Genomic DNA, 19,115 nt, shown 5'->3' on the forward strand with positions numbered 1-19,115 from the left:
TGTTTTTCTTTGGACTTAAAGAATCTACCACAGAACATATATAGAAGATTACTTATACTTTTAATACATGATGCAATTATTGCTGGAGGAATAGATGAAAAAGGCAGTTTTGGTCACAGGAGCAAGCGGAGGAATCGGTTCGGCAATTGCAACTCAATTTGCCGAAAAAGGTTACAGTGTTTATATGCATTATAACCGCAATGAACAAAGCATACTGGAACTGAAGAACAGGTTGTCCGAAAGAGCAGATGTCCTGCCGGTAAGGGCGGACTTAAGCCTTCCGGATGGTGTTGAGGCATTATGGAATACGCTGGAGCTTCCTGTAGAGCATGTGGTGCTGAACAGCGGAAGCAGTTATTTCGGTTTGCTGACAGATATGACAGAGGAAAAAATCCAAAACATGATCCAGCTGCATCTTACAAGCCCTGTTGCACTGGCACGAAAATTCATTCCCGCTATGGTGCAAAGCAAAAGCGGTACAATTACCTTGGTGACTTCAATCTGGGGTCAGACGGGGGCTTCCTGTGAAGTCATGTACTCCACATTAAAAGGTGCTCAAAATACATTTGTAAAAGCTCTTGCAAAGGAGCTTGCTCCAAGTGGAATAAGGGTAAACGGCGTTGCGCCAGGTGCTGTAGCAACAAACATGCTGCAAGAATTTTCACCCGAGGAACTGCTGGGGCTGAAAGAAGAAATACCGGCAGGAAGATTTGCAGAACCTGAAGAAATTGCAAATGCTGTAAGCTTTTTGTCATCACCGGAAGCCTCTTATATCACCGGACAAATTCTTGCTGTAAACGGAGGCTGGTATACCTGAAAAATGGTGGTGCATAAAACGCTGTTTTAGAGACAAACTAACAGCGTTACTGCAACTTCATTAAGGAGGGATATCCATGTCGGTTTTAGAAAACTGGGATGAGTGGAAAAACTTTTTAGCAGACAGATTGCATCACGCTGAAAATGAAGGAATGAGCGAGGGTGTCATTTCTAATTTAGCTTTTGAAATTGGCGATTATCTTGCTAATCAAGTTGAAGCGAAAAATGCTCAAGAAAAAGTGCTTGCTGATCTTTGGAGTGTAGCTTCACAGGAAGAACAGCATGCCATCGCAAATATGATGGTAAAGCTTGTTGAAAATAACGGTTCCAAATAGGAGAGGATGCATCCTCTCTTTTTTTTGCTCTCGCTTCGAGAACCTTCAGCGCAGTACTCTTCAGGTTCATCACTTCGTTTTGCCTTAAAGAAGTTTATCTTTCAGCATTCCAGCGTCTTCAAGTCTGCCTGAAAAGAATCTCTCCTGTGAAGTTCATACAGCAAACTAACTCCTTTTTATATGAACCGGCAGCAAAAAAGGCTGTAAACTCAAAGATTCTTAGCTATTGTTTATGTATTTATTCTTTCTTATTGTCCCGAAATGCATTATTATTAATTTATAAGTGAATTAGACCTGTAAAGGAGGTCGCTGCTGTGCCTGCACAAGAGTGGTATTTAGAGTATGAAATCCAGAAAAACCGCCCCGGGCTGCTTGGAGATATTTCTTCCTTGCTCGGAATGCTTTCCATCAATATTATTACTATTAATGGAGTCGATGACTCCAGGCGGGGTTTGCTGCTGAAATGCTCCAGCAATGAACAGATCTTGAGGCTGGAATCTATTTTAAAAACGATGGATCATATAAGAGTGACGAAGCTAAGAGAGCCCAAACTGCGTGATCGTTTAGCAGTCAGGCACGGAAGGTATATACAGAGAGATGCAGATGATAAAAAAACATTTCGATTTGTAAGGGACGAGCTGGGACTGCTTGTCGATTTTATGGCTGAGCTATTTAAAAAAGAAGGTCATAAGCTGATTGGTATCAGAGGGATGCCGAGAGTGGGAAAAACAGAATCTATAGTAGCATCCAGTGTGTGTGCCAACAAAAGATGGCTGTTTGTTTCCTCCACTTTGTTGAAGCAGACCATCAGAAGCCAGCTGATTGCGGATGAATACAGTGTGGATAATGTATTTATTATAGATGGAATTGTATCCTCCCGCAGAGGTTCAGAGCGTCATATGCAGCTTGTCAGAGAGATTATGAGGCTGTCAGCAACAAAGGTTGTCGAACATCCGGATATATTTATTCAAAACTCAGAATATACGATGGATGATTTTGATTATATTATCGAATTGCGAAACGGGGCGGACGAAGAAATCAAATATGATGATGTGGAAGAGCCGCAGCTTTTTGATTCCGCAGGCTTTTCGGAATTTGACTTTTAACTATGGAAGGTGGTACGGTTGAGCGAATTAGGCAACAGGCTGAAACAGGCCAGACAGGATAAAAATTTAAGTTTAGATGATCTTCAAGGTCTGACAAAAATCCAGAAAAGGTATCTTGTTGGAATTGAGGAAGGTAATTACGCAGTGATGCCGGGCAAGTTTTATGTCCGCGCTTTTATTAAACAATATTGTGAGGCCGTCGGGCTTGATCCTGATGAGATTTTTGAAGAATATAAAAATGAAGTTCCAAGTACATATAATGATGATGTTCCCGAGCAGCTTTCACGTGTTAAAACACATAAAGAACTTCCAAAATCTGCTTCAAAAGCAATTGAACTTCTTCCTAGAATCTTAATTGCTGTCCTTGTCATTGCTGCAGTTATTGTTGCTTATATTCTTTTCATTAGCGGCAATAATAATAATCAGCAAAATCAATCAGGGATTGAACAGGATAATGATCCTGCACAGTCAGAATATACACCTTTGAACGAAGAAGAAGAGCCTGCGGGGGACACTGAAGATTCACAAGGGGAAAATGAAGAGGCTGTGCCTCCACAGGCTGATGAAGAAGGTGCTGAAGAAGATGCTGAAGCACCTGCACAACAGCAGCTGACAGCTGAGGAAACGGCAGCAACTGCAGTAACATATACTCTTTCTGGCACTGAGGAGTTTCAGCTTGAAATCTCTTCTACTGACAGTACCTGGGTAGGCGTGAAAAATGGCAAAGGCACAAGCTTTTTCGGTGACACAGTCCGTGAAGGGGCTCCCCAGACGTTTGATCTTTCCGCAGAAGAAGAAATTACTGTTCGAATCGGAAACACTGCTGCTACCGCTTTAAAGGTAAATGGCCAGCCGGTTGAGCTTGGCTCAGACAAAACCAGGCCGCAGAATATTAAGATCATTTATAGTAAAGAGTAAAAGTCATCTAAAAGATGACTTTTCTTGATTATATTGAGATTCATTTATGAAGAACGGGGTATTAAAAGTTGTGGAGGAAATAGAATGAATTTACCTAATAAGATTACACTATCTAGAATTTTGCTTATTCCTATTTTTATGGTAATTATGTATCAAAACTGGGGAGAATTAAATATTGGAGGCGAAACGCTGCCAGTGGCACATTTTATCGGTGCGCTCCTTTTTATCTTTGCTTCAGTTACGGACTGGGTGGACGGGTATTATGCGAGAAAGCTTAATCTTGTCACCAACCTTGGGAAGTTTCTTGATCCTCTTGCAGATAAACTTCTTGTATCTGCTGCGTTAATTATTCTTGTGGAGTTTGGGCTCGCTCCTTCATGGATGGTTATTCTCATTATCAGCAGGGAGTTTGCGGTAACTGGACTGCGTCTCATATTAGCAGGCGAGGGGGAAGTCGTTGCAGCCAATATGCTTGGGAAAATAAAAACCTGGGTGCAAATTATCGCTGTTTCAGCACTTCTGCTTCATAATCTGCCGTTTGCGCTTATTAATTTTCCTTTCGCAGATCTTGCTCTGTGGGCAGCGGTATTACTTACAGCTTATTCCGGATGGGACTATTTTGCAAAAAACAAGCAGGCTTTTTTAACATCAAAGTAAAGTGGATAAGGGGGTTTCTTATTTGGAAACTAAAGCAGAGATTATTGCTGTAGGTTCCGAGCTGCTGCTGGGCCAGATTGCTAACACAAATGCCCAGTTTTTATCTAAGCAGCTTGCTGAGCTTGGAATTAATGTTTATTATCATACAGTTGTGGGAGATAACACTGAAAGGCTGAAAGAGGCTGTAAAGAATGCACAAAGCAGGTCCAATATTATTGTATTTACCGGAGGGCTGGGACCTACTAAGGATGATCTTACCAAAGATACAATCGCCACCATTCTGGACACCGAGCTTGTCACGGATCTGGAGGCTATGTCTTATATTGAAGATTATTTTTCAAGAACAAAAAGGCATATGACCGACAATAATAAAAAGCAGGCTCTTGTTATTAAAGGTGCTGATGTATTGAAAAATGAATTTGGTATGGCTCCCGGTATGGCGCTGACAGCGGGTGATAAGTATTATATGCTTCTTCCCGGGCCTCCAAGTGAAATGAATCCTATGTTTCTTAATTACGGCAAGGGATGGTTTCTGGAAATGTTCGGCATACAGGAAAAGATTATTTCGAGAGTGCTGCGTTATTTCGGCATTGGTGAATCACAGCTGGAAACCGACATAGAAGACCTGATAGACAGCCAGAAGAACCCGACAATTGCACCTCTTGCCTCTAATGGCGAAGTCACTCTCCGCCTGACAGCCAGGCATGAAAGTGAAACGGCTGCCATTCAGCTTCTGAATGAATTGGAAGAAAAGATTAACAAACGAGCCGGCAAATATTTTTACGGTTACGATAATACAACACTTCAACAGGAATTTATGCACAAAATGATGGAAAGGAACCTGACCATTTCAGCAGCAGAAAGCTTGACTGGCGGACTGTTTTCGGAGCAGCTGACTGCTGAAAGCGGCACTTCAAAAGTATTGATGGGCAGCATCGTCTGCTATACCAATGAAGTAAAGTCCAATCTATTAAAAGTAGCAGAAAAAACGCTCGAAAATGACGGCGCAGTCAGCGAACAGTGCGCGATTGAAATGGCGGAAAACATCCGAAATCTCACTAACAGCGATTATGGCATAAGCTTTACCGGAGTTGCAGGACCATCCATGATGGAAGGCCATCCGGTAGGAACGGTTTATATGGCTATTGCACGCAGGGATCATCCTACAGAATCCCATTTTCTGCAGCTGGCAGGCTCAAGGGACGGAATCAGGAAAAGAACCGTAAAATACGGTCTGCACCACTTGCTCAACCTCTTAAATTCTCATTAAGCAAAACTTTTTTATCAGTACGATTTCAGATGTTTTACAGATAGAAAATTGAAAAACACTTTTAGGAAATATTCAAAAATTACAAGCGAAAAAAACGAATGAATGTTCGCTTTTTTCTTGCAAAAAACCTGTTCTCATAGTATGATATATTTAGAGATATTAAAGGAGGCAACAATATGACTGACCGTCAGGCAGCGCTAGATATGGCGTTAAAACAAATAGAAAAACAATTTGGAAAAGGCTCCATAATGAAACTGGGTGAACAAACTGATCGCAAGGTTTCTACTGTTTCCAGCGGTTCGCTTACTCTTGATTCAGCACTGGGAATCGGCGGATATCCCCGCGGAAGAATTATTGAAGTTTACGGGCCGGAAAGCTCCGGTAAAACAACTGTTGCTCTTCATGCGATTGCTGAAGTACAGCAGCAGGGGGGACAAGCAGCTTTTATTGATGCGGAGCATGCTTTAGACCCTGTTTATGCTCAAAAACTTGGCGTTAACATTGATGAACTTCTTCTTTCCCAGCCGGATACAGGCGAACAGGCGCTTGAAATAGCAGAGGCGCTTGTACGAAGCGGTGCTGTAGATATTATTGTTGTTGACTCTGTTGCTGCCCTTGTGCCTAAAGCCGAGATTGAAGGGGAAATGGGAGATGCACACGTTGGACTTCAAGCCCGACTCATGTCACAGGCACTTCGTAAGCTTTCAGGTGCAATCAATAAATCTAAAACAATTGCAGTCTTTATTAACCAGATCCGTGAAAAAGTAGGTGTTATGTTCGGTAATCCGGAAACAACTCCGGGCGGCCGTGCACTTAAATTCTACTCTTCTGTCCGTTTAGAGGTTAGACGTGCGGAGCAGTTGAAGCAAGGAAATGATATTGTCGGAAATAAAACAAAAATAAAAGTCGTTAAAAATAAAGTTGCTCCTCCGTTCCGTGTTGCGGAAGTTGACATTATGTACGGTGAAGGAATCTCAAAGGAAGGTGAGATTATTGACCTTGGTACCGAGGTTGATATCGTCCAGAAAAGCGGTTCCTGGTATTCCTATAATGAGGAGCGTTTAGGACAAGGGCGTGAGAACGCGAAGCAGTTCTTAAAAGAAAACCCTGAAGTTCGTCTGGAGATTCAGAAAAAAATCCGAGCTGAATTCGGACTTGATGAAGAAGTGGCAGAGCCGCCAGTCGATGATGATGAACAGGAAGAATTGAATTTTTAATCGTTAGCAGTGGAAAAGAGCAGGGGTATGCCCCTCTCTTTTTTTTTTGCCTTTATAATGCCTTTTGTCAGGGTTTTCTTATATGCTTGACAATGAAAATCCACAGCTTTACAATTAACATGTATATTTTACATTTTTATATGTACTTTTTTTAAAAAGCACTGTAAAAAGTTCACTCAGATTTTTCAGTTTTAGCTTCATGCTTGGTTTCATTTTCTAAATACTGTCCATACTTGTTATAATTCTTAAAATGAAAATACCAGGCCTGGCTTGTCTGAAAAAACTGGCTACTGAAATTGCAAATGTATAAGAGTATGACCAAACCTGTGCTGTATATTGAGTACCTGAAACAATGTACATGCCGACATTCATTCTGCAGTGAAAAGTTCATAGCAAGAGGAGGTGGAAAGATGGAACCCATTACTACAATCATCTCCGTTTTGCTTGGCCTGATCGTCGGTGTAGTTGTTGGCTATTTTGTTCGTAAGTCTATTGCCGAAGCAAAGATTGCCGGAGCGAGAAACGCTGCTGAGCAGATTCTAGAAGATGCAAGGCGCGATGCTGAAGCAGCTAAAAAAGAAGCTCTCTTAGAAGCGAAAGACGAAATTCACAAATTGCGAATTGAAGCTGAACAAGAAGTTCGTGAGAGACGCAACGAGCTTCAAAAGCAGGAAAATCGCATCCTGCAAAGAGAAGAGAATTTGGATCGGAAGGATGATACGTTAAATAAACGTGATTCTCTTCTGGATAAAAAGGAAGATTCTCTGAATGAAAGACAACAACATATTGAAGACATGGAAAGCAAGATGGAAGAGATGGTACGCAGACAGCAAGCTGAATTGGAACGTATTTCTGGCTTGACTAGAGATGAAGCGAAACAAATCATCCTTGATAGAGAAGAAAAAGAGCTTTCCCATGATATTGCTGTCATGCTGAAAGAAACTGAAAATCGTGCAAAAGAAGAAGCGGATAAAAAGGCGAAAGAAATTCTGTCTTTAGCCATCCAGCGTTGTGCGGCAGACCACGTAGCTGAAACAACTGTATCGGTTGTGAATTTGCCAAATGATGAGATGAAAGGCCGCATTATTGGAAGAGAAGGAAGAAATATCCGAACGCTTGAAACTCTTACCGGAATTGATTTAATCATTGATGATACACCTGAAGCAGTTATTTTGTCCGGCTTTGATCCTATCCGCAGGGAAACTGCGCGGATTGCGCTTGATAAACTGGTTCAGGACGGACGGATTCATCCCGCACGTATTGAAGAAATGGTTGAAAAATCACGCCGTGAAGTGGACGAGTATATCCGTGAGGTTGGTGAGCAGACAACCTTTGAAGTTGGCGTTCACGGACTGCATCCGGACCTCATTAAAATTCTTGGCCGTTTAAAATTCAGAACCAGCTATGGTCAAAATGTACTGAAACACTCCATGGAGGTTTCATACCTTTCAGGCCTCATGGCAGCTGAGCTTGGTGAAGATGCGACATTAGCAAGGCGTGCAGGTCTTCTCCATGACATCGGTAAAGCAATTGACCACGAGGTTGAAGGCTCCCATGTTGAGATTGGCGTAGAGCTTGCTACGAAGTATAAGGAGCATCCGGTAGTCATTAACAGCATTGCTTCTCATCACGGCGATAAAGAGCCTGCTTCTGTCATCGCAGTATTGGTCGCAGCTGCTGATGCGTTATCCGCAGCACGGCCTGGTGCCCGAAGTGAGACGCTTGAAAATTATATTCGCCGTCTTGAAAAGCTGGAAGAAATTTCAGAATCCTATGAAGGTGTTGAAAAATCCTTCGCTATTCAAGCAGGACGCGAAGTTCGGATTATGGTTAAGCCTGATTCCATAGATGATTTAAAGGCGCACAGGCTTGCCCGTGACATTCGAAAACGAATTGAAGAAGAGCTTGACTATCCTGGACACATTAAAGTGACAGTGATTAGAGAAACACGTGCAGTTGAATATGCAAAATAAAGTGGGTGGTGCAGACTTGCACCACTTTCTTTTTTTTGTAGACTTGACGTGTTAGAATGCAAGAGGAACTACATATAGGAGAAGGAAGGATAGACAATGAACATTTTATTTGTTGGAGATATTGTAGGATCTCCCGGAAGAGATATGCTGAAACAGTATCTTTCAAAGTTAAAATCTAAGTACAGGCCTGACCTGACGATCGTAAATGGAGAAAATGCTGCCAATGGTAAGGGATTAACTGAAAAGCTTTACCATGAAATATTGGAATTAGGGGCAGATATCATTACAATGGGAAATCACACTTGGGATAAGAAAGAAATTTTTGATTTCATTGATTCTGCACCGAATATGATCCGCCCTGCAAACTTCCCGGAAGGAACTCCGGGCAGAGGCATTCACTACATCAAAACTAATGGGAAAGAAATTGCTGTCATTAATCTTCAGGGTCGGACTTTTCTTGCTCCAATTGACTGTCCTTTCCGTAAGGCGGAAGAATTGGTTGAGGAAGCTGCAAAAAGGACCCCGCTCATTTTTGTTGATTTTCATGCAGAAGCAACCAGTGAGAAACAAGCTATGGGCTGGTTTCTGGATGGAAAAGTTTCAGCAGTCGTCGGAACACACACCCATGTTCAGACTGCAGATGAACGAATTCTGGAAAAAGGAACGGCTTATATTACCGATGCAGGCATGACTGGACCCTATGATGGAATACTGGGTGTAGAAAAAGATATGGTTATCAAACGTTTTCTCACAAGCCTGCCTGTAAGGTTCGAGGTTGCAGAAGGCAGAGCGCAGCTAAGTGCGGTGCTTATTCAGGTAGATAAACAATCTGGAAGAGCAAAAAAGATACAAAGACTGCTAATTAACGATGATCACCACTTTTTTGAATAAACATTTTTTGTAATTTTTTGAAAAAAACTATGTACATGCAGGAATACTGCTCCTTTTCACTGAATATAGTATCAATGGGAACATGAAAAACAGTTTAGACCTATAGGGGATAGGGTCTCAAACGCTTTCTAACAATGGTTGTTACAATGTATACTAACGATTTTCAGTAAGAATAAGGGGGAGCTATAGGTGGAAATTTTGAAAGTTTCAGCTAAATCTAATCCAAACTCTGTTGCTGGTGCTTTAGCAGGTGTATTAAGGGAACGCGGTGCTGCTGAAATACAGGCGATTGGAGCTGGCGCACTTAACCAGGCAGTCAAGGCTGTGGCAATTGCAAGAGGATTTGTTGCCCCCAGCGGAGTCGATTTGATTTGCATTCCTGCATTTACAGATATTCAAATAGACGGCGAAGAGCGGACTGCCATTAAACTGATAGTGGAGCCTCGATGAAATGATAAAACCTGTTTGCGAAAGCAAGCAGGTTATTTTTTCCTCCAAAACGAATGAAAGGCAGGTTAAGTTGTCTCTGTTTGCATTTCTTGTACAGAAATGCTCACTAAGGACATGATCTGTCCAGCAGGGCAGCCACTAACCTTTTAAACACTACCATAACCGAGGTGTAACGATGAAGATTTTTGACGCCCATTGTGATTTATTATATAAGCTATGGAAATATCCAGGTATGGATGAATATGGGGATCCATTTCTGCAGACCTCAATTCAGAAGCTTCAGAACAGCAGCTTTGGCATTATCCAATGCTTTGCAGTTTTTGTTCCCTCAGAGCTGTCAGGAAGCGAAAAATTAATTGCTGCACTTTCGCAAATTAATCTTTTTCATGAAGTAATTCTTAAAAAGTATGATCGTTTTGTACATATCAAAAGCAAGGAAGACATAGAAGGAATGAAAGACGGAGAAATAGGAGCAATTCTTACACTGGAGGGCTGTGATTGCCTTCAAGGAAACATCAACTTACTGGAAACCTTTTATCATTTAGGTGTCAGAAGCTTTGGACTTACGTGGAATAATGGAAACCTTCTTGCTGACGGAGCATTGGAAAGCAGAAATGCAGGATTATCCTCTCTGGGAGTGGAAGCTGTCCGAAAATTGAATATGCTTAAAGTATGGACAGACTTATCTCACTTGAATGAGAAAAGCTTCTGGGACGTGATAGAGGAAGCAGACTTTCCAGTGGCGACTCACTCTAATGCCTACACTCTCTGTCCTCACCCGCGCAATCTGCGTGACGGGCAGATTACAGCGTGTGTTCAAAAAAACAGCATGATTGGAATTACTTTTGTACCTGCTTTTACAGCTCCTGAAAGAAGGGCTGCAGTAAAAGACCTTCTGTCTCACGTCGATTATGTGTTGTCTCTTGGCGGCGAGAACTCTGTTGGTTTAGGATCGGATTTTGACGGTATTACTGAAACGATTGAACATGTTAGCGGCTTTCAGGATTATCATCATATCACAAACGCCTTAGTTAAAAGTTACTCTGCTGAAGTGGTTCATAAAATTTTATATCAAAATTTTGTGAATAAAATAATCTTTTAGTTTACGATGATTGTGAAGGCAAGCTGAGATGTTCATGCGGTTTTTACATGCAGCATTGAAATGTTAATACAGTAACCCTGCCGCTAAACGGCAGGGTTTTATTTTTGTTGCATTTCACTCTTTTTAATGTGCTGTAAGTTTCCCATTTCTGCTATGTTCTGCCTGTTTTACATAAGAAAACAAAGTTGAAGCAAAATAGGATGAGAAAGTAATTTACAGGAGGTGCCGAGATGGCCATATTCAGTGGAAAACCGGAAGAACAGCCGCTGCACTCAGGGGAAGTATATCATTTGTGGGCACATCTGCTCGATAGCAAGTGCTTACTTGTAACTCTGCAGGTGTTTTCTAATCATTGCGGAGACCCTTCCCTTAAGATATTTTTGGAAGATGTAATGGAAAACTGTGTAACACAGGAAGCACAGCAAGTAGAAGCTATTCTTAAAGAAAGCGGGATCAGGCTTCCCCCTGCTCCTCCAGACAGACCGAATGTAGCAGTTGAAGATATTCCTGCAGGTGCCAGATTCAATGATCCTGAAATTGCCGCAATGATGCAAAAGGAGCTTGTGGCAGGAAAGATGTTTCAAACTGCTGCAGCAGCTTCTTCAGTCAGAGAAGACATCTCTTCTTTGTTCGGAGAGTTTTATGTTCAGAGAGCAGAGTACGAGGAAAAGCTGCTTGTAATTCAAAAGGAAAAAGGATGGCTTGTATTGCCTCCTGTAAACATTAAATAATCAGCCGGAGGCTCGTTTTATGGCAAAAAATAAAGGAATGTCAATTGCAGCTATTGGATCCATCCCTCTCATCATGACACTTGGGAACAGTATGCTGATTCCGATCTTTCCCCAGATGAAGCAAGCTTTACATATAACTCAGCTTCAAGTCAGTATGACAATCACTGTATTCTCCATAGCAGCAGCTCTCTTTATACCCATATTAGGATATTTATCTGACCGCTTTTCAAGGAAAATCATCATTCTTCCGGCACTAGTTATTTACGGCATTGGCGGAATACTGGCAGGAATCGCTTCAGCATCATTTGCAGAGCCCTATGTGTGGATACTTATAGGGAGAGTTTTGCAGGGAATAGGAGCGGCAGGCACAGCTCCAATTGCCATGGCACTAACGGGTGATTTGTTTAAGGGAGGCGAGCAGAGCAGGGTGCTGGGGATTGTAGAAGCATCAAATGGTCTTGGAAAAGTACTTTCGCCCATCATCGGCTCTTTGCTTGGCTTGGTTGTCTGGTATGCAGTGTTTTTTGCATTTCCGATTTTTTGTATCGTATCCATCTTGCTGACTTGGATCTTTATAAAAGAAAAGAGGCACAAGCAGGCTCCTCCTCCATTTAGAAAATATGCCAGGGGAATTTTGAGTGTCTTTAAATATGAAGGCAGGTGGCTGTCAGTCACGTATCTTGCAGGTGCTACTTGTTTATTTACACTGTTTGGCATTTTGTTTTATTTATCAGATTTTATAGAACAGACATATGCTATTGATGGTGTAGCAAAAGGCCTGATTCTAGCCATCCCGCTGCTTGTCATGGTTAGCACTTCCTACATTACGGGAGCGAAAATCGGCAAAAATTTTACACGGATGAAAAGGCTAATAGTTCTTGGCTTTTTATTTATGACGATATCATATTCAGCTTTAGTCCTAACAAAAAACCTCCTTCCGTTCCTCGGGGTGCTGGCAATCAGCAGCGTGGGAACCGGGCTGATTCTTCCCTGCATCAACAGTTTGATTACCGGATCTGTCGGGAAGGAAAGAAGAGGATTTGTTACGTCTTTATATGGATCTGTAAGATTTATAGGTGTTGCCGTCGGACCCCCTGTATTCACTCGCTTAATCGAATGGTCCAGGACCGGTATGTTCCTGTCGATTGCTGCTTTAACACTGATCGTAGGCTTGCTTTGTTTGACCATGATCAGGGTTGGTGATAAAGAAGGTCATCATAAAAAAGGAAAGCCCCTACGCTATAATTACATGTAAGCAAAGGATAACAGCCGGCAGCCGCACAATACATGAACTACGTGACAAGACCTTGGCTGCTGGCTGATAATGTTATGATTTCCTTCTCCAGAAAGTGCTGCTTATTGACCACATGTCCAGCCGATAGATGACATCGACCATTTTTGTTGAAATCCATTGAGAGAGCAGGGCCAGGAAGAGAATGTCCCATCTGATAATAAATGCGGTGAGCAGAAAGATACAACTGTTGATCCAAAATAAGGGCTTTCCAGGCAGAGAGTTTCTCGATGTGGATATGATAAGTGCAAGAACGCCGACTCCGCCGTTAGATACGCCCTGCCTCATTAACAGCCCAACCCCAGTCCCTAAAAATAAAGAACCGAGCGGGAGATCTATCCACACATGATTCAGCGGCAGAGATACACATTGCTGCAAAACCACTACTGCCAGGGAAGTTATGGAAACTGCAAGCATGGTCCATAAAGTACACCTATTGCCAAGATACCTGATGGCAATCAGCAGCATAGAAAAATTAACAATCCACAAAGCTAACCCCATGCTGATCGAAAACCAATAGTGTAACAATACTGCAAGCCCTCCGGCTCCTCCGGAAGGAATGCTGTGTGGAAATAAAAAAATGCCCATCCCCGCTCCCTGAATAAGCCCTCCGGAAAGCACAAAACCGTTTTTTCTTAAAAAAGCTTTCATGACACCAGCCCCGCTCTGATAATTAGAAAGAGATTTCTCAATAGTAAAGTTTATTCATGGTTTGTCCATCCTATGAAAGAGGTACATATGTGCTTTTCATAAAAGTACAGGGCGGGCATTTCCAGCATATCAACAAAGCATGCCGGTCGAGAAAAAAGCGAAGATGCAGAAACATTCATTGTCAGAAACAATACTCTATATGGCAGTTGGCAGCATGATAAAAACCTTTTTTAAACGGGTTCTTTCCATTGCAAGCAGGTGTCCATTTCAGGAGGACACGGACTTTACAATAATAATATACGATGATAATATCTTAATAGATAGGTAATATGGAACGATTGGGAGTGTACGCTGTGAATGGAAAAATGAAGGCGATAGTGAAGCATCAGCGAGGTTATGGCGCTGAAATGCAAATGGTCGATATTCCTTATATTGAAGAGCATGAAGTATTAATAAAAGTGAAGGCAACATCCATTTGCGGGACGGATGTTCATATATATTCGTGGGATGAGTGGTCAGAAAGCAGGGTGAATCCTCCTTATATATTTGGTCATGAATTTGCCGGAGAAGTGGTTGAGACAGGATCTAAAGTGACCAATGTCAAGGTTGGTGATTTTGTTTCAGCAGAAACTCACCTAGTATGCTACGAGTGCCCGCAGTGTTTATCAGGTCAATATCATATATGTAAAAACACAAAAATTATTGGTGTAGATACTCATGGCTGTTTTGCAGAGTATGTAGCATTACCAGCTGTGAATCTATGGAAAAATCCAAGCGATATGCCGTTTGATGTAGCATCCGTGCAGGAACCGATGGGGAATGCAGTTCACACAGTTCTGGCAGGGGATGTAGCAGGAAAAACAGTTGCTGTAATTGGCTGTGGTCCAATTGGGATAATGGCTGTTGGTGTAGCAAGAGCAGCAGGAGCTGCACAGGTAATTGCTCTTGATTTAAACGATTACCGTTTGAACCTTGCCAAGGAAATGGGTGCAACTGCGGTAGTGAATTCAAAAGAGCAGAATCCGCTGGAGGTCATTCATCAGCTGACGGACGGAAACGGTGTTGATGTTGTTTGTGAAATGTCAGGCCATCCTGTGGCAATGGACCAGGGCTTTAAAATGGTGACGAATGGAGGACGCGTTTCGATCTTAAGCCTCCCTGTCAGGCCAGTCAGTATCGACATTACCAATGACGTGGTTTTTAAAGGAATTACGGTTCAAGGTATCACAGGGAGAAAAATGTATGAAACCTGGCAGCAGGTATCCAGCCTGTTGAAATCCGGCCAGGTGGACGTCACACCGTTAATTACCCATCATTTTCCCCTGGAAGACTTCGCAAAGGGGTTTGATTTAATGATTGAAGGAAAATGCGGTAAAGTAGTTCTGCATCCTTAATAAAGAATATGGGAGGTTTTACTGTGAAAGGTTTTGAATATTTACAGGCTGAACTAGATGAAATGAAGGAAGAAGGCACGTTTCGAACACTGGTCCCGCTTGAATCTGATCAGGGATCCAGAGTAACAATCGGCGGCAAGGAGCTTATTCAGCTTTCATCTAATAACTATCTTGGATTGACATCTCACCCCCGCCTAAGACAAGCAGCGCTGAAATCCGTTGAGAAATATGGAGCAGGAACAGGTTCTGTGAGAACCATTGCCGGAACCTTTTCTATGCATGAAGAACTGGAAGAAAAACTGGCAAAGTTTAAGCATACAGAAGCTTCTCTTGTTTTTCAGTCTGGTTTTACAACGAATCAAGGTGTTCTTTCTGCAATTTTAACAAAAGACGATGTGGTGATTTCAGACGCATTGAATCATGCCAGCATCATTGATGGAATCCGCCTGACCAAGGCTGCCCGCAAAGTATACAATCATGTTGATATGGAAGATTTGGAAAGAGCGCTGAAGGAATCTAAAGATTATAGAGTGAGACTGATTGTGACTGACGGTGTATTTTCAATGGATGGAAATATTGCACCTCTCCCGGAAATAGTAGAGCTTGCTGAAAAATATGATGCGTTAATTATGGTGGATGATGCGCATGCATCCGGTGTATTGGGAGAAAACGGCCGGGGCACAGTTAACCACTTTGGCCTTGATGGAAGAGTTCATATTCAGGTCGGAACATTGAGCAAGGCAATTGGTGTGCTTGGAGGCTATGTTGCCAGCACAAGAACTTTAATTGATTATCTGATTCACAAAGGCCGTCCATTCCTGTTCAGTACATCTCATCCCCCAGCTGTCACAGAAGCCTGCATAGAAGCTATAGATGTGCTGCTGGAAGAGCCTGAACTGATTGAAAAGCTTTGGGATAACACTGAATTCTTCAAAAAAGGTCTTGTGGAACTGGGCTTTCAAACAGGAAACAGTGAAACGCCGATAACACCAATTATTGTTGGAGATGAAGCATTGTCACATCAGTTTTCTGATTTATTGAGAAAAAACGGTGTATTTGCACAGGGAATTGCTTTTCCAACCGTTAGCAGAGGACAGGCACGTGTAAGAACAATTGTCACTGCTGAGCATTCAAAGGAAGATCTACAAGAAGCGCTTAATATTATAGAGAAAACAGCCAAAGAGCTGAATATCATTTCGTAGTCAGAGAAGAGAGGGCAGCCTCTCTTTTCCTGTATGCAATGGCATAACAGCCGGCCCCTCGTTTACTTCAATCAAAGATTGTACTGATTCGATAAAAGAGATATACTATAAAATTGTGAACGTTAATTATTGCTATGAAAGATTTGGAGTTTTTGAAAGGAGAATGCCCAATGAATGAAAAGCAAAGACTTGAAAGCACAAATGTGAATTCTGCGGACAGAAAATCCGAAAAGGATTACAGTAAGTACTTTCAGGCTGTTTATATGCCTCCTTCATTAAAAGATGCAAAAAAACGCGGTAAGGAAGAAGTGCAGTATCAAAACGATTTTTCAATTCCGGAAGAGTTCAGAGGTATGGGGAACGGCCGGAAATTCTATATCCGTACCTACGGGTGCCAAATGAATGAACATGATACAGAAGTAATGGCCGGCATTTTTTCTGCATTAGGCTATGAAGCAACAGACTCTGTTCAAGATGCTGATGTGGTGTTGTTAAATACATGTGCAATTCGTGAAAATGCTGAAAATAAAGTGTTCGGTGAGCTAGGTCATCTGAAACCTCTAAAACTTGAAAAACCTGGACTGCTAATTGGTGTCTGCGGCTGTATGTCACAAGAGGAATCAGTCGTAAACCGTATTCTTCAAAAACATCAGCATGTTGATATGATTTTTGGCACACATAATATTCACCGTCTGCCTCACATTTTACAAGATGCTTATATGTCCAAAGAAATGGTTGTAGAAGTATGGTCTAAAGAAGGGGACGTTATTGAAAATCTTCCCCGTGTCAGAAAAGGCAGCATCAAAGGCTGGGTAAATATTATGTACGGCTGCGACAAGTTTTGCACCTACTGTATCGTTCCCTATACACGTGGAAAAGAGAGAAGCAGAAGACCTGAGGAAATCATTCACGAAGTCAGGCAGCTTGCAGCTCAAGGATATCAGGAAATCACTCTTCTTGGCCAAAATGTCAATGCATACGGCAAAGATTTTGATGACCTAATGTATGGACTTGGAGACTTGATGGATGAGCTGAGCAAAATAGACATTCCCAGAATTCGTTTTACAACTAGCCATCCAAGAGATTTTGATGACAGGTTGATTGAGGTGCTTGGAAAAGGCGGAAATCTTCTCGATCATATCCATCTGCCTGTTCAATCAGGAAGCTCTTCCGTACTAAAGCTGATGGCGAGAAAATACAGCCGTGAACAATATTTGGAGCTTGTTGCAAAAATCAAGAAAGCAATGCCTAATGCTTCATTAACAACAGATATTATTGTTGGTTTCCCAAATGAAACAGAAGAGCAGTTTGAAGAGACGATGTCACTGTACAGAGAAGTAGGTTTTGACAGTGCTTATACATTTATCTACTCTCCGCGGGAAGGCACACCGGCAGCAAAAATGACTGACAATGTTCCGTTGGAAGTAAAGAAAGAACGCCTGCAAAGATTAAATGCGCTTGTTAATGAAACTTCCGCTCAGAAAATGCAGGAATATGAGGGCAGGGTTGTCGAAGTATTAGTGGAAGGGGAAAGCAAGAATAATCCACATGTACTAGCCGGCTACACTGAAAAAAGCAAGCTTGTTAACTTTATTGCCCCGAAATCGGCAATTGGTAAAATTGTGAAAGTTAAAATTACTAAAGCAAAAACCTGGTCACTCAATGGAGAGATGGTTGAAGCAGCAGCAGAGGTGAAATAGGATGGGTTCTTATACGAAAGAAGAAATTGTTTCACGGGCAAGAGAACTTGCTCAGATGATCTCTGAAACAAAAGAGGTAGAATTTTTTAAAAGAGCTGAAGCACAAATTAACGATAATCAAAAAATTCGCGAGAAAGTTGCAAGTATAAAAAGCCTGCAAAAACAGGCTGTCAACTTTAAGCACTATGGCAAAGAGAAAGCCCTTCAGCAAGTAGAAGAAAAAATTGATAAAATTCAGGAAGAGCTGAATGAGCTGCCGATCATTCAGGAATTTCAGGAGTCTCAAGTAGAGGTGAATGATTTACTTCAGCTTGTTTCTCATACAATTTCAAATCATGTTACAGATGAAATCATTCGTACAACAGAAGGTGATCTCCTGACTGGCGAGACAGGATCAAAGGTAAAAAGCACTTCTGGTTCGAGCTGTTCCTAATTTAAGATATTTTAAGTGAAAAGAGTGCCCATGTATGGAGGGCTCTCTTTTTTTTGCTAAGCAGGCAGAACTGTTTTAGAAGAGAAATGATCATTCCAGGCAGGAAAACTGTGAACTTCCAGTTCATCAATCTGCCCTCATCATCTTACTGCAATTGAATACTCTGTTAACCAGCCTCATTCATTTTGCAGGCTTTTTCGATTTTATAGGCAATTATTTAAAAGAATAAGCATAGACTGGACTATACAGATTTTATATAAGGGAGTTCTCACGTCTTTCTGTATTATAAAATGTTGGCACAAACATAACTAGCCCAGCATAGGATTAAATGAGATTGATTGAGGAGGGTATGCGCGGATGTCTGAATACAGAGAAATTATTACAAAGGCTGTAGTTGCGAAAGGTAAAAAGTTTACGCAATGCACGCACACGATATCGCCGTCACAAAAACCAACGAGCATTTTAGGCGGCTGGATTATCAACCATAAATATGACGCCCACAAAGATGGGAAAACAGTGGAAGTGGAAGGTACTTACGATATTAACGTTTGGTATTCATACGCAGACAACACCAAAACAGAAGTAGTAACAGAAAAAGTAAAATATGTTGACGTGGTAAAACTGAAATATCGGGACAATGACTATCTTGATGATGAATATGAAGTTATTGCAAAGGTTTTGCAGCAGCCTAACTGCCTTGAAGTGACCATTTCTCCAAACGGCAACAAAGTGATTGTTCATGCAGAGCGTGAAATACTTTGTGAAGTGATTGGGGAAACGAAGGTTTGTGTTGCGCTTTATGTACATCCAGAGGGATACAAGGAAGAGGACGAAGATCATTGGTATGAGGATATTGATGAAGAATTAAAAGAACTTGATCCTGATTACATCATTGGTGATGTAGAAGAGTGACAAAAACTAGGGAGAAATATCTTCCTAGTTTTTTTCTTATCCATAAGGGCTTTTGAACGGAGATCA

The 19,115-nt window shown here is 41.7% G+C and carries 19 protein-coding genes; 18 read left to right on the plus strand and 1 reads right to left on the minus strand.

Annotated features, from left to right (window positions below):
- Window positions 1–94 precede the first annotated feature (94 nt).
- The 13 genes from ymfI to GJU40_RS00630 all read left to right on the plus strand — a co-directional run bounded on the left by ymfI (window position 95) and on the right by GJU40_RS00630 (window position 12,721).
- The gene (gene ymfI, locus GJU40_RS00570; RefSeq protein ID WP_154305787.1) at window positions 95–817 is read left to right on the plus strand and encodes an elongation factor P 5-aminopentanone reductase; all 723 of its coding nucleotides are present in this window, start codon (window positions 95–97) and stop codon (window positions 815–817) included.
- A 76-nt stretch (window positions 818–893) separates the two neighbouring features.
- Window positions 894–1,151: a DUF3243 domain-containing protein gene (locus GJU40_RS00575; protein ID WP_154305788.1), complete on the plus strand. Its 258-nt coding sequence runs from the start codon at window positions 894–896 to the stop codon at window positions 1,149–1,151.
- A 314-nt stretch (window positions 1,152–1,465) separates the two neighbouring features.
- Window positions 1,466–2,257, plus strand: a complete 792-nt coding sequence (locus GJU40_RS00580) for a DUF3388 domain-containing protein (protein ID WP_343031320.1) — start codon at window positions 1,466–1,468, stop codon at window positions 2,255–2,257.
- 18 nt (window positions 2,258–2,275) lie between these two features.
- On the plus strand, window positions 2,276–3,175 hold the full coding sequence (locus tag GJU40_RS00585) for a helix-turn-helix domain-containing protein (protein ID WP_154305789.1): 900 nt from the start codon (window positions 2,276–2,278) through the stop codon (window positions 3,173–3,175).
- Between the two features lie 84 nt (window positions 3,176–3,259).
- The gene (gene pgsA / locus GJU40_RS00590; protein ID WP_154305790.1) at window positions 3,260–3,832 is read left to right on the plus strand and encodes a CDP-diacylglycerol--glycerol-3-phosphate 3-phosphatidyltransferase; all 573 of its coding nucleotides are present in this window, start codon (window positions 3,260–3,262) and stop codon (window positions 3,830–3,832) included.
- Window positions 3,833–3,854: 22 nt separating this feature from the next.
- Entirely contained in the window at window positions 3,855–5,102 is a 1,248-nt protein-coding gene (locus GJU40_RS00595; protein WP_154305791.1) for a competence/damage-inducible protein A, read from the plus strand.
- Between the two features lie 176 nt (window positions 5,103–5,278).
- Window positions 5,279–6,319 (plus strand): recombinase RecA, encoded by a 1,041-nt coding sequence (gene recA / locus GJU40_RS00600; RefSeq protein WP_154305792.1) that lies wholly within the window; start codon window positions 5,279–5,281, stop codon window positions 6,317–6,319.
- A gap of 410 nt (window positions 6,320–6,729) precedes the next feature.
- Window positions 6,730–8,292: a ribonuclease Y gene (gene rny, locus GJU40_RS00605; RefSeq protein WP_154305793.1), complete on the plus strand. Its 1,563-nt coding sequence runs from the start codon at window positions 6,730–6,732 to the stop codon at window positions 8,290–8,292.
- 96 nt (window positions 8,293–8,388) lie between these two features.
- Window positions 8,389–9,183, plus strand: coding sequence for a TIGR00282 family metallophosphoesterase (locus tag GJU40_RS00610; RefSeq protein WP_154305794.1), 795 nt, complete (start codon window positions 8,389–8,391; stop codon window positions 9,181–9,183).
- 189 nt (window positions 9,184–9,372) lie between these two features.
- Entirely contained in the window at window positions 9,373–9,633 is a 261-nt protein-coding gene (gene spoVS, locus GJU40_RS00615; RefSeq protein WP_003181955.1) for a stage V sporulation protein SpoVS, read from the plus strand.
- A gap of 175 nt (window positions 9,634–9,808) precedes the next feature.
- Window positions 9,809–10,735, plus strand: coding sequence for a dipeptidase (locus tag GJU40_RS00620; protein ID WP_154305795.1), 927 nt, complete (start codon window positions 9,809–9,811; stop codon window positions 10,733–10,735).
- A 230-nt stretch (window positions 10,736–10,965) separates the two neighbouring features.
- Window positions 10,966–11,466, plus strand: a complete 501-nt coding sequence (locus tag GJU40_RS00625; RefSeq protein WP_154305796.1) for a DUF3231 family protein — start codon at window positions 10,966–10,968, stop codon at window positions 11,464–11,466.
- Between the two features lie 19 nt (window positions 11,467–11,485).
- Entirely contained in the window at window positions 11,486–12,721 is a 1,236-nt protein-coding gene (locus tag GJU40_RS00630; RefSeq protein WP_154305797.1) for an MFS transporter, read from the plus strand.
- 72 nt (window positions 12,722–12,793) lie between these two features.
- Here GJU40_RS00630 and GJU40_RS00635 read toward each other — a convergent pair whose 3' ends face one another.
- On the minus strand, window positions 12,794–13,408 hold the full coding sequence (locus tag GJU40_RS00635) for a YitT family protein (protein ID WP_154305798.1): 615 nt from the start codon (window positions 13,406–13,408) through the stop codon (window positions 12,794–12,796).
- Between the two features lie 353 nt (window positions 13,409–13,761).
- Here GJU40_RS00635 and tdh point away from each other — a divergent pair, with 353 nt between their 5' ends.
- From tdh to GJU40_RS00660, 5 genes are all read left to right on the plus strand, one after another.
- The gene (tdh, locus tag GJU40_RS00640) at window positions 13,762–14,802 is read left to right on the plus strand and encodes an L-threonine 3-dehydrogenase (protein WP_343031321.1); all 1,041 of its coding nucleotides are present in this window, start codon (window positions 13,762–13,764) and stop codon (window positions 14,800–14,802) included.
- An 8-nt stretch (window positions 14,803–14,810) separates the two neighbouring features.
- The gene (locus GJU40_RS00645) at window positions 14,811–16,004 is read left to right on the plus strand and encodes a glycine C-acetyltransferase (RefSeq protein WP_154305800.1); all 1,194 of its coding nucleotides are present in this window, start codon (window positions 14,811–14,813) and stop codon (window positions 16,002–16,004) included.
- A gap of 170 nt (window positions 16,005–16,174) precedes the next feature.
- Window positions 16,175–17,704 (plus strand): tRNA (N6-isopentenyl adenosine(37)-C2)-methylthiotransferase MiaB, encoded by a 1,530-nt coding sequence (gene miaB, locus GJU40_RS00650; protein ID WP_154305801.1) that lies wholly within the window; start codon window positions 16,175–16,177, stop codon window positions 17,702–17,704.
- A gap of 1 nt (window position 17,705) precedes the next feature.
- Window positions 17,706–18,137 (plus strand): YlbF/YmcA family competence regulator, encoded by a 432-nt coding sequence (locus GJU40_RS00655; RefSeq protein WP_154305802.1) that lies wholly within the window; start codon window positions 17,706–17,708, stop codon window positions 18,135–18,137.
- Window positions 18,138–18,494: 357 nt separating this feature from the next.
- Complete coding sequence (locus GJU40_RS00660) at window positions 18,495–19,049, plus strand: outer spore coat protein CotE (protein WP_154305803.1); 555 nt, start codon at window positions 18,495–18,497, stop codon at window positions 19,047–19,049.
- Window positions 19,050–19,115: the final 66 nt, after the last annotated feature.

The organism is Metabacillus lacus, from assembly GCF_009674805.1.
Taxonomy (GTDB): domain Bacteria; phylum Bacillota; class Bacilli; order Bacillales; family Bacillaceae; genus Metabacillus_C; species Metabacillus_C lacus.

Bases quoted from the DNA above. Each gene is read 5' to 3' on its own strand.
- recA (WP_154305792.1), top strand. From the start codon at position 5,279: ATGACTGACCGTCAGGCAGCGCTAGATATGGCGTTAAAACAAATAGAA.
- GJU40_RS00655 (WP_154305802.1), top strand. From the start codon at position 17,706: ATGGGTTCTTATACGAAAGAAGAAATTGTTTCACGGGCAAGAGAACTT.
- miaB (WP_154305801.1), top strand. From the start codon at position 16,175: ATGAATGAAAAGCAAAGACTTGAAAGCACAAATGTGAATTCTGCGGAC.
- rny (WP_154305793.1), top strand. From the start codon at position 6,730: ATGGAACCCATTACTACAATCATCTCCGTTTTGCTTGGCCTGATCGTC.
- GJU40_RS00660 (WP_154305803.1), top strand. From the start codon at position 18,495: ATGTCTGAATACAGAGAAATTATTACAAAGGCTGTAGTTGCGAAAGGT.
- GJU40_RS00620 (WP_154305795.1), top strand. From the start codon at position 9,809: ATGAAGATTTTTGACGCCCATTGTGATTTATTATATAAGCTATGGAAA.
- GJU40_RS00610 (WP_154305794.1), top strand. From the start codon at position 8,389: ATGAACATTTTATTTGTTGGAGATATTGTAGGATCTCCCGGAAGAGAT.
- GJU40_RS00625 (WP_154305796.1), top strand. From the start codon at position 10,966: ATGGCCATATTCAGTGGAAAACCGGAAGAACAGCCGCTGCACTCAGGG.
- GJU40_RS00645 (WP_154305800.1), top strand. From the start codon at position 14,811: ATGGGAGGTTTTACTGTGAAAGGTTTTGAATATTTACAGGCTGAACTA.
- pgsA (WP_154305790.1), top strand. From the start codon at position 3,260: ATGAATTTACCTAATAAGATTACACTATCTAGAATTTTGCTTATTCCT.
- GJU40_RS00635 (WP_154305798.1), bottom strand. From the start codon at position 13,408: ATGAAAGCTTTTTTAAGAAAAAACGGTTTTGTGCTTTCCGGAGGGCTT.
- GJU40_RS00575 (WP_154305788.1), top strand. From the start codon at position 894: ATGTCGGTTTTAGAAAACTGGGATGAGTGGAAAAACTTTTTAGCAGAC.
- GJU40_RS00630 (WP_154305797.1), top strand. From the start codon at position 11,486: ATGGCAAAAAATAAAGGAATGTCAATTGCAGCTATTGGATCCATCCCT.
- ymfI (WP_154305787.1), top strand. From the start codon at position 95: ATGAAAAAGGCAGTTTTGGTCACAGGAGCAAGCGGAGGAATCGGTTCG.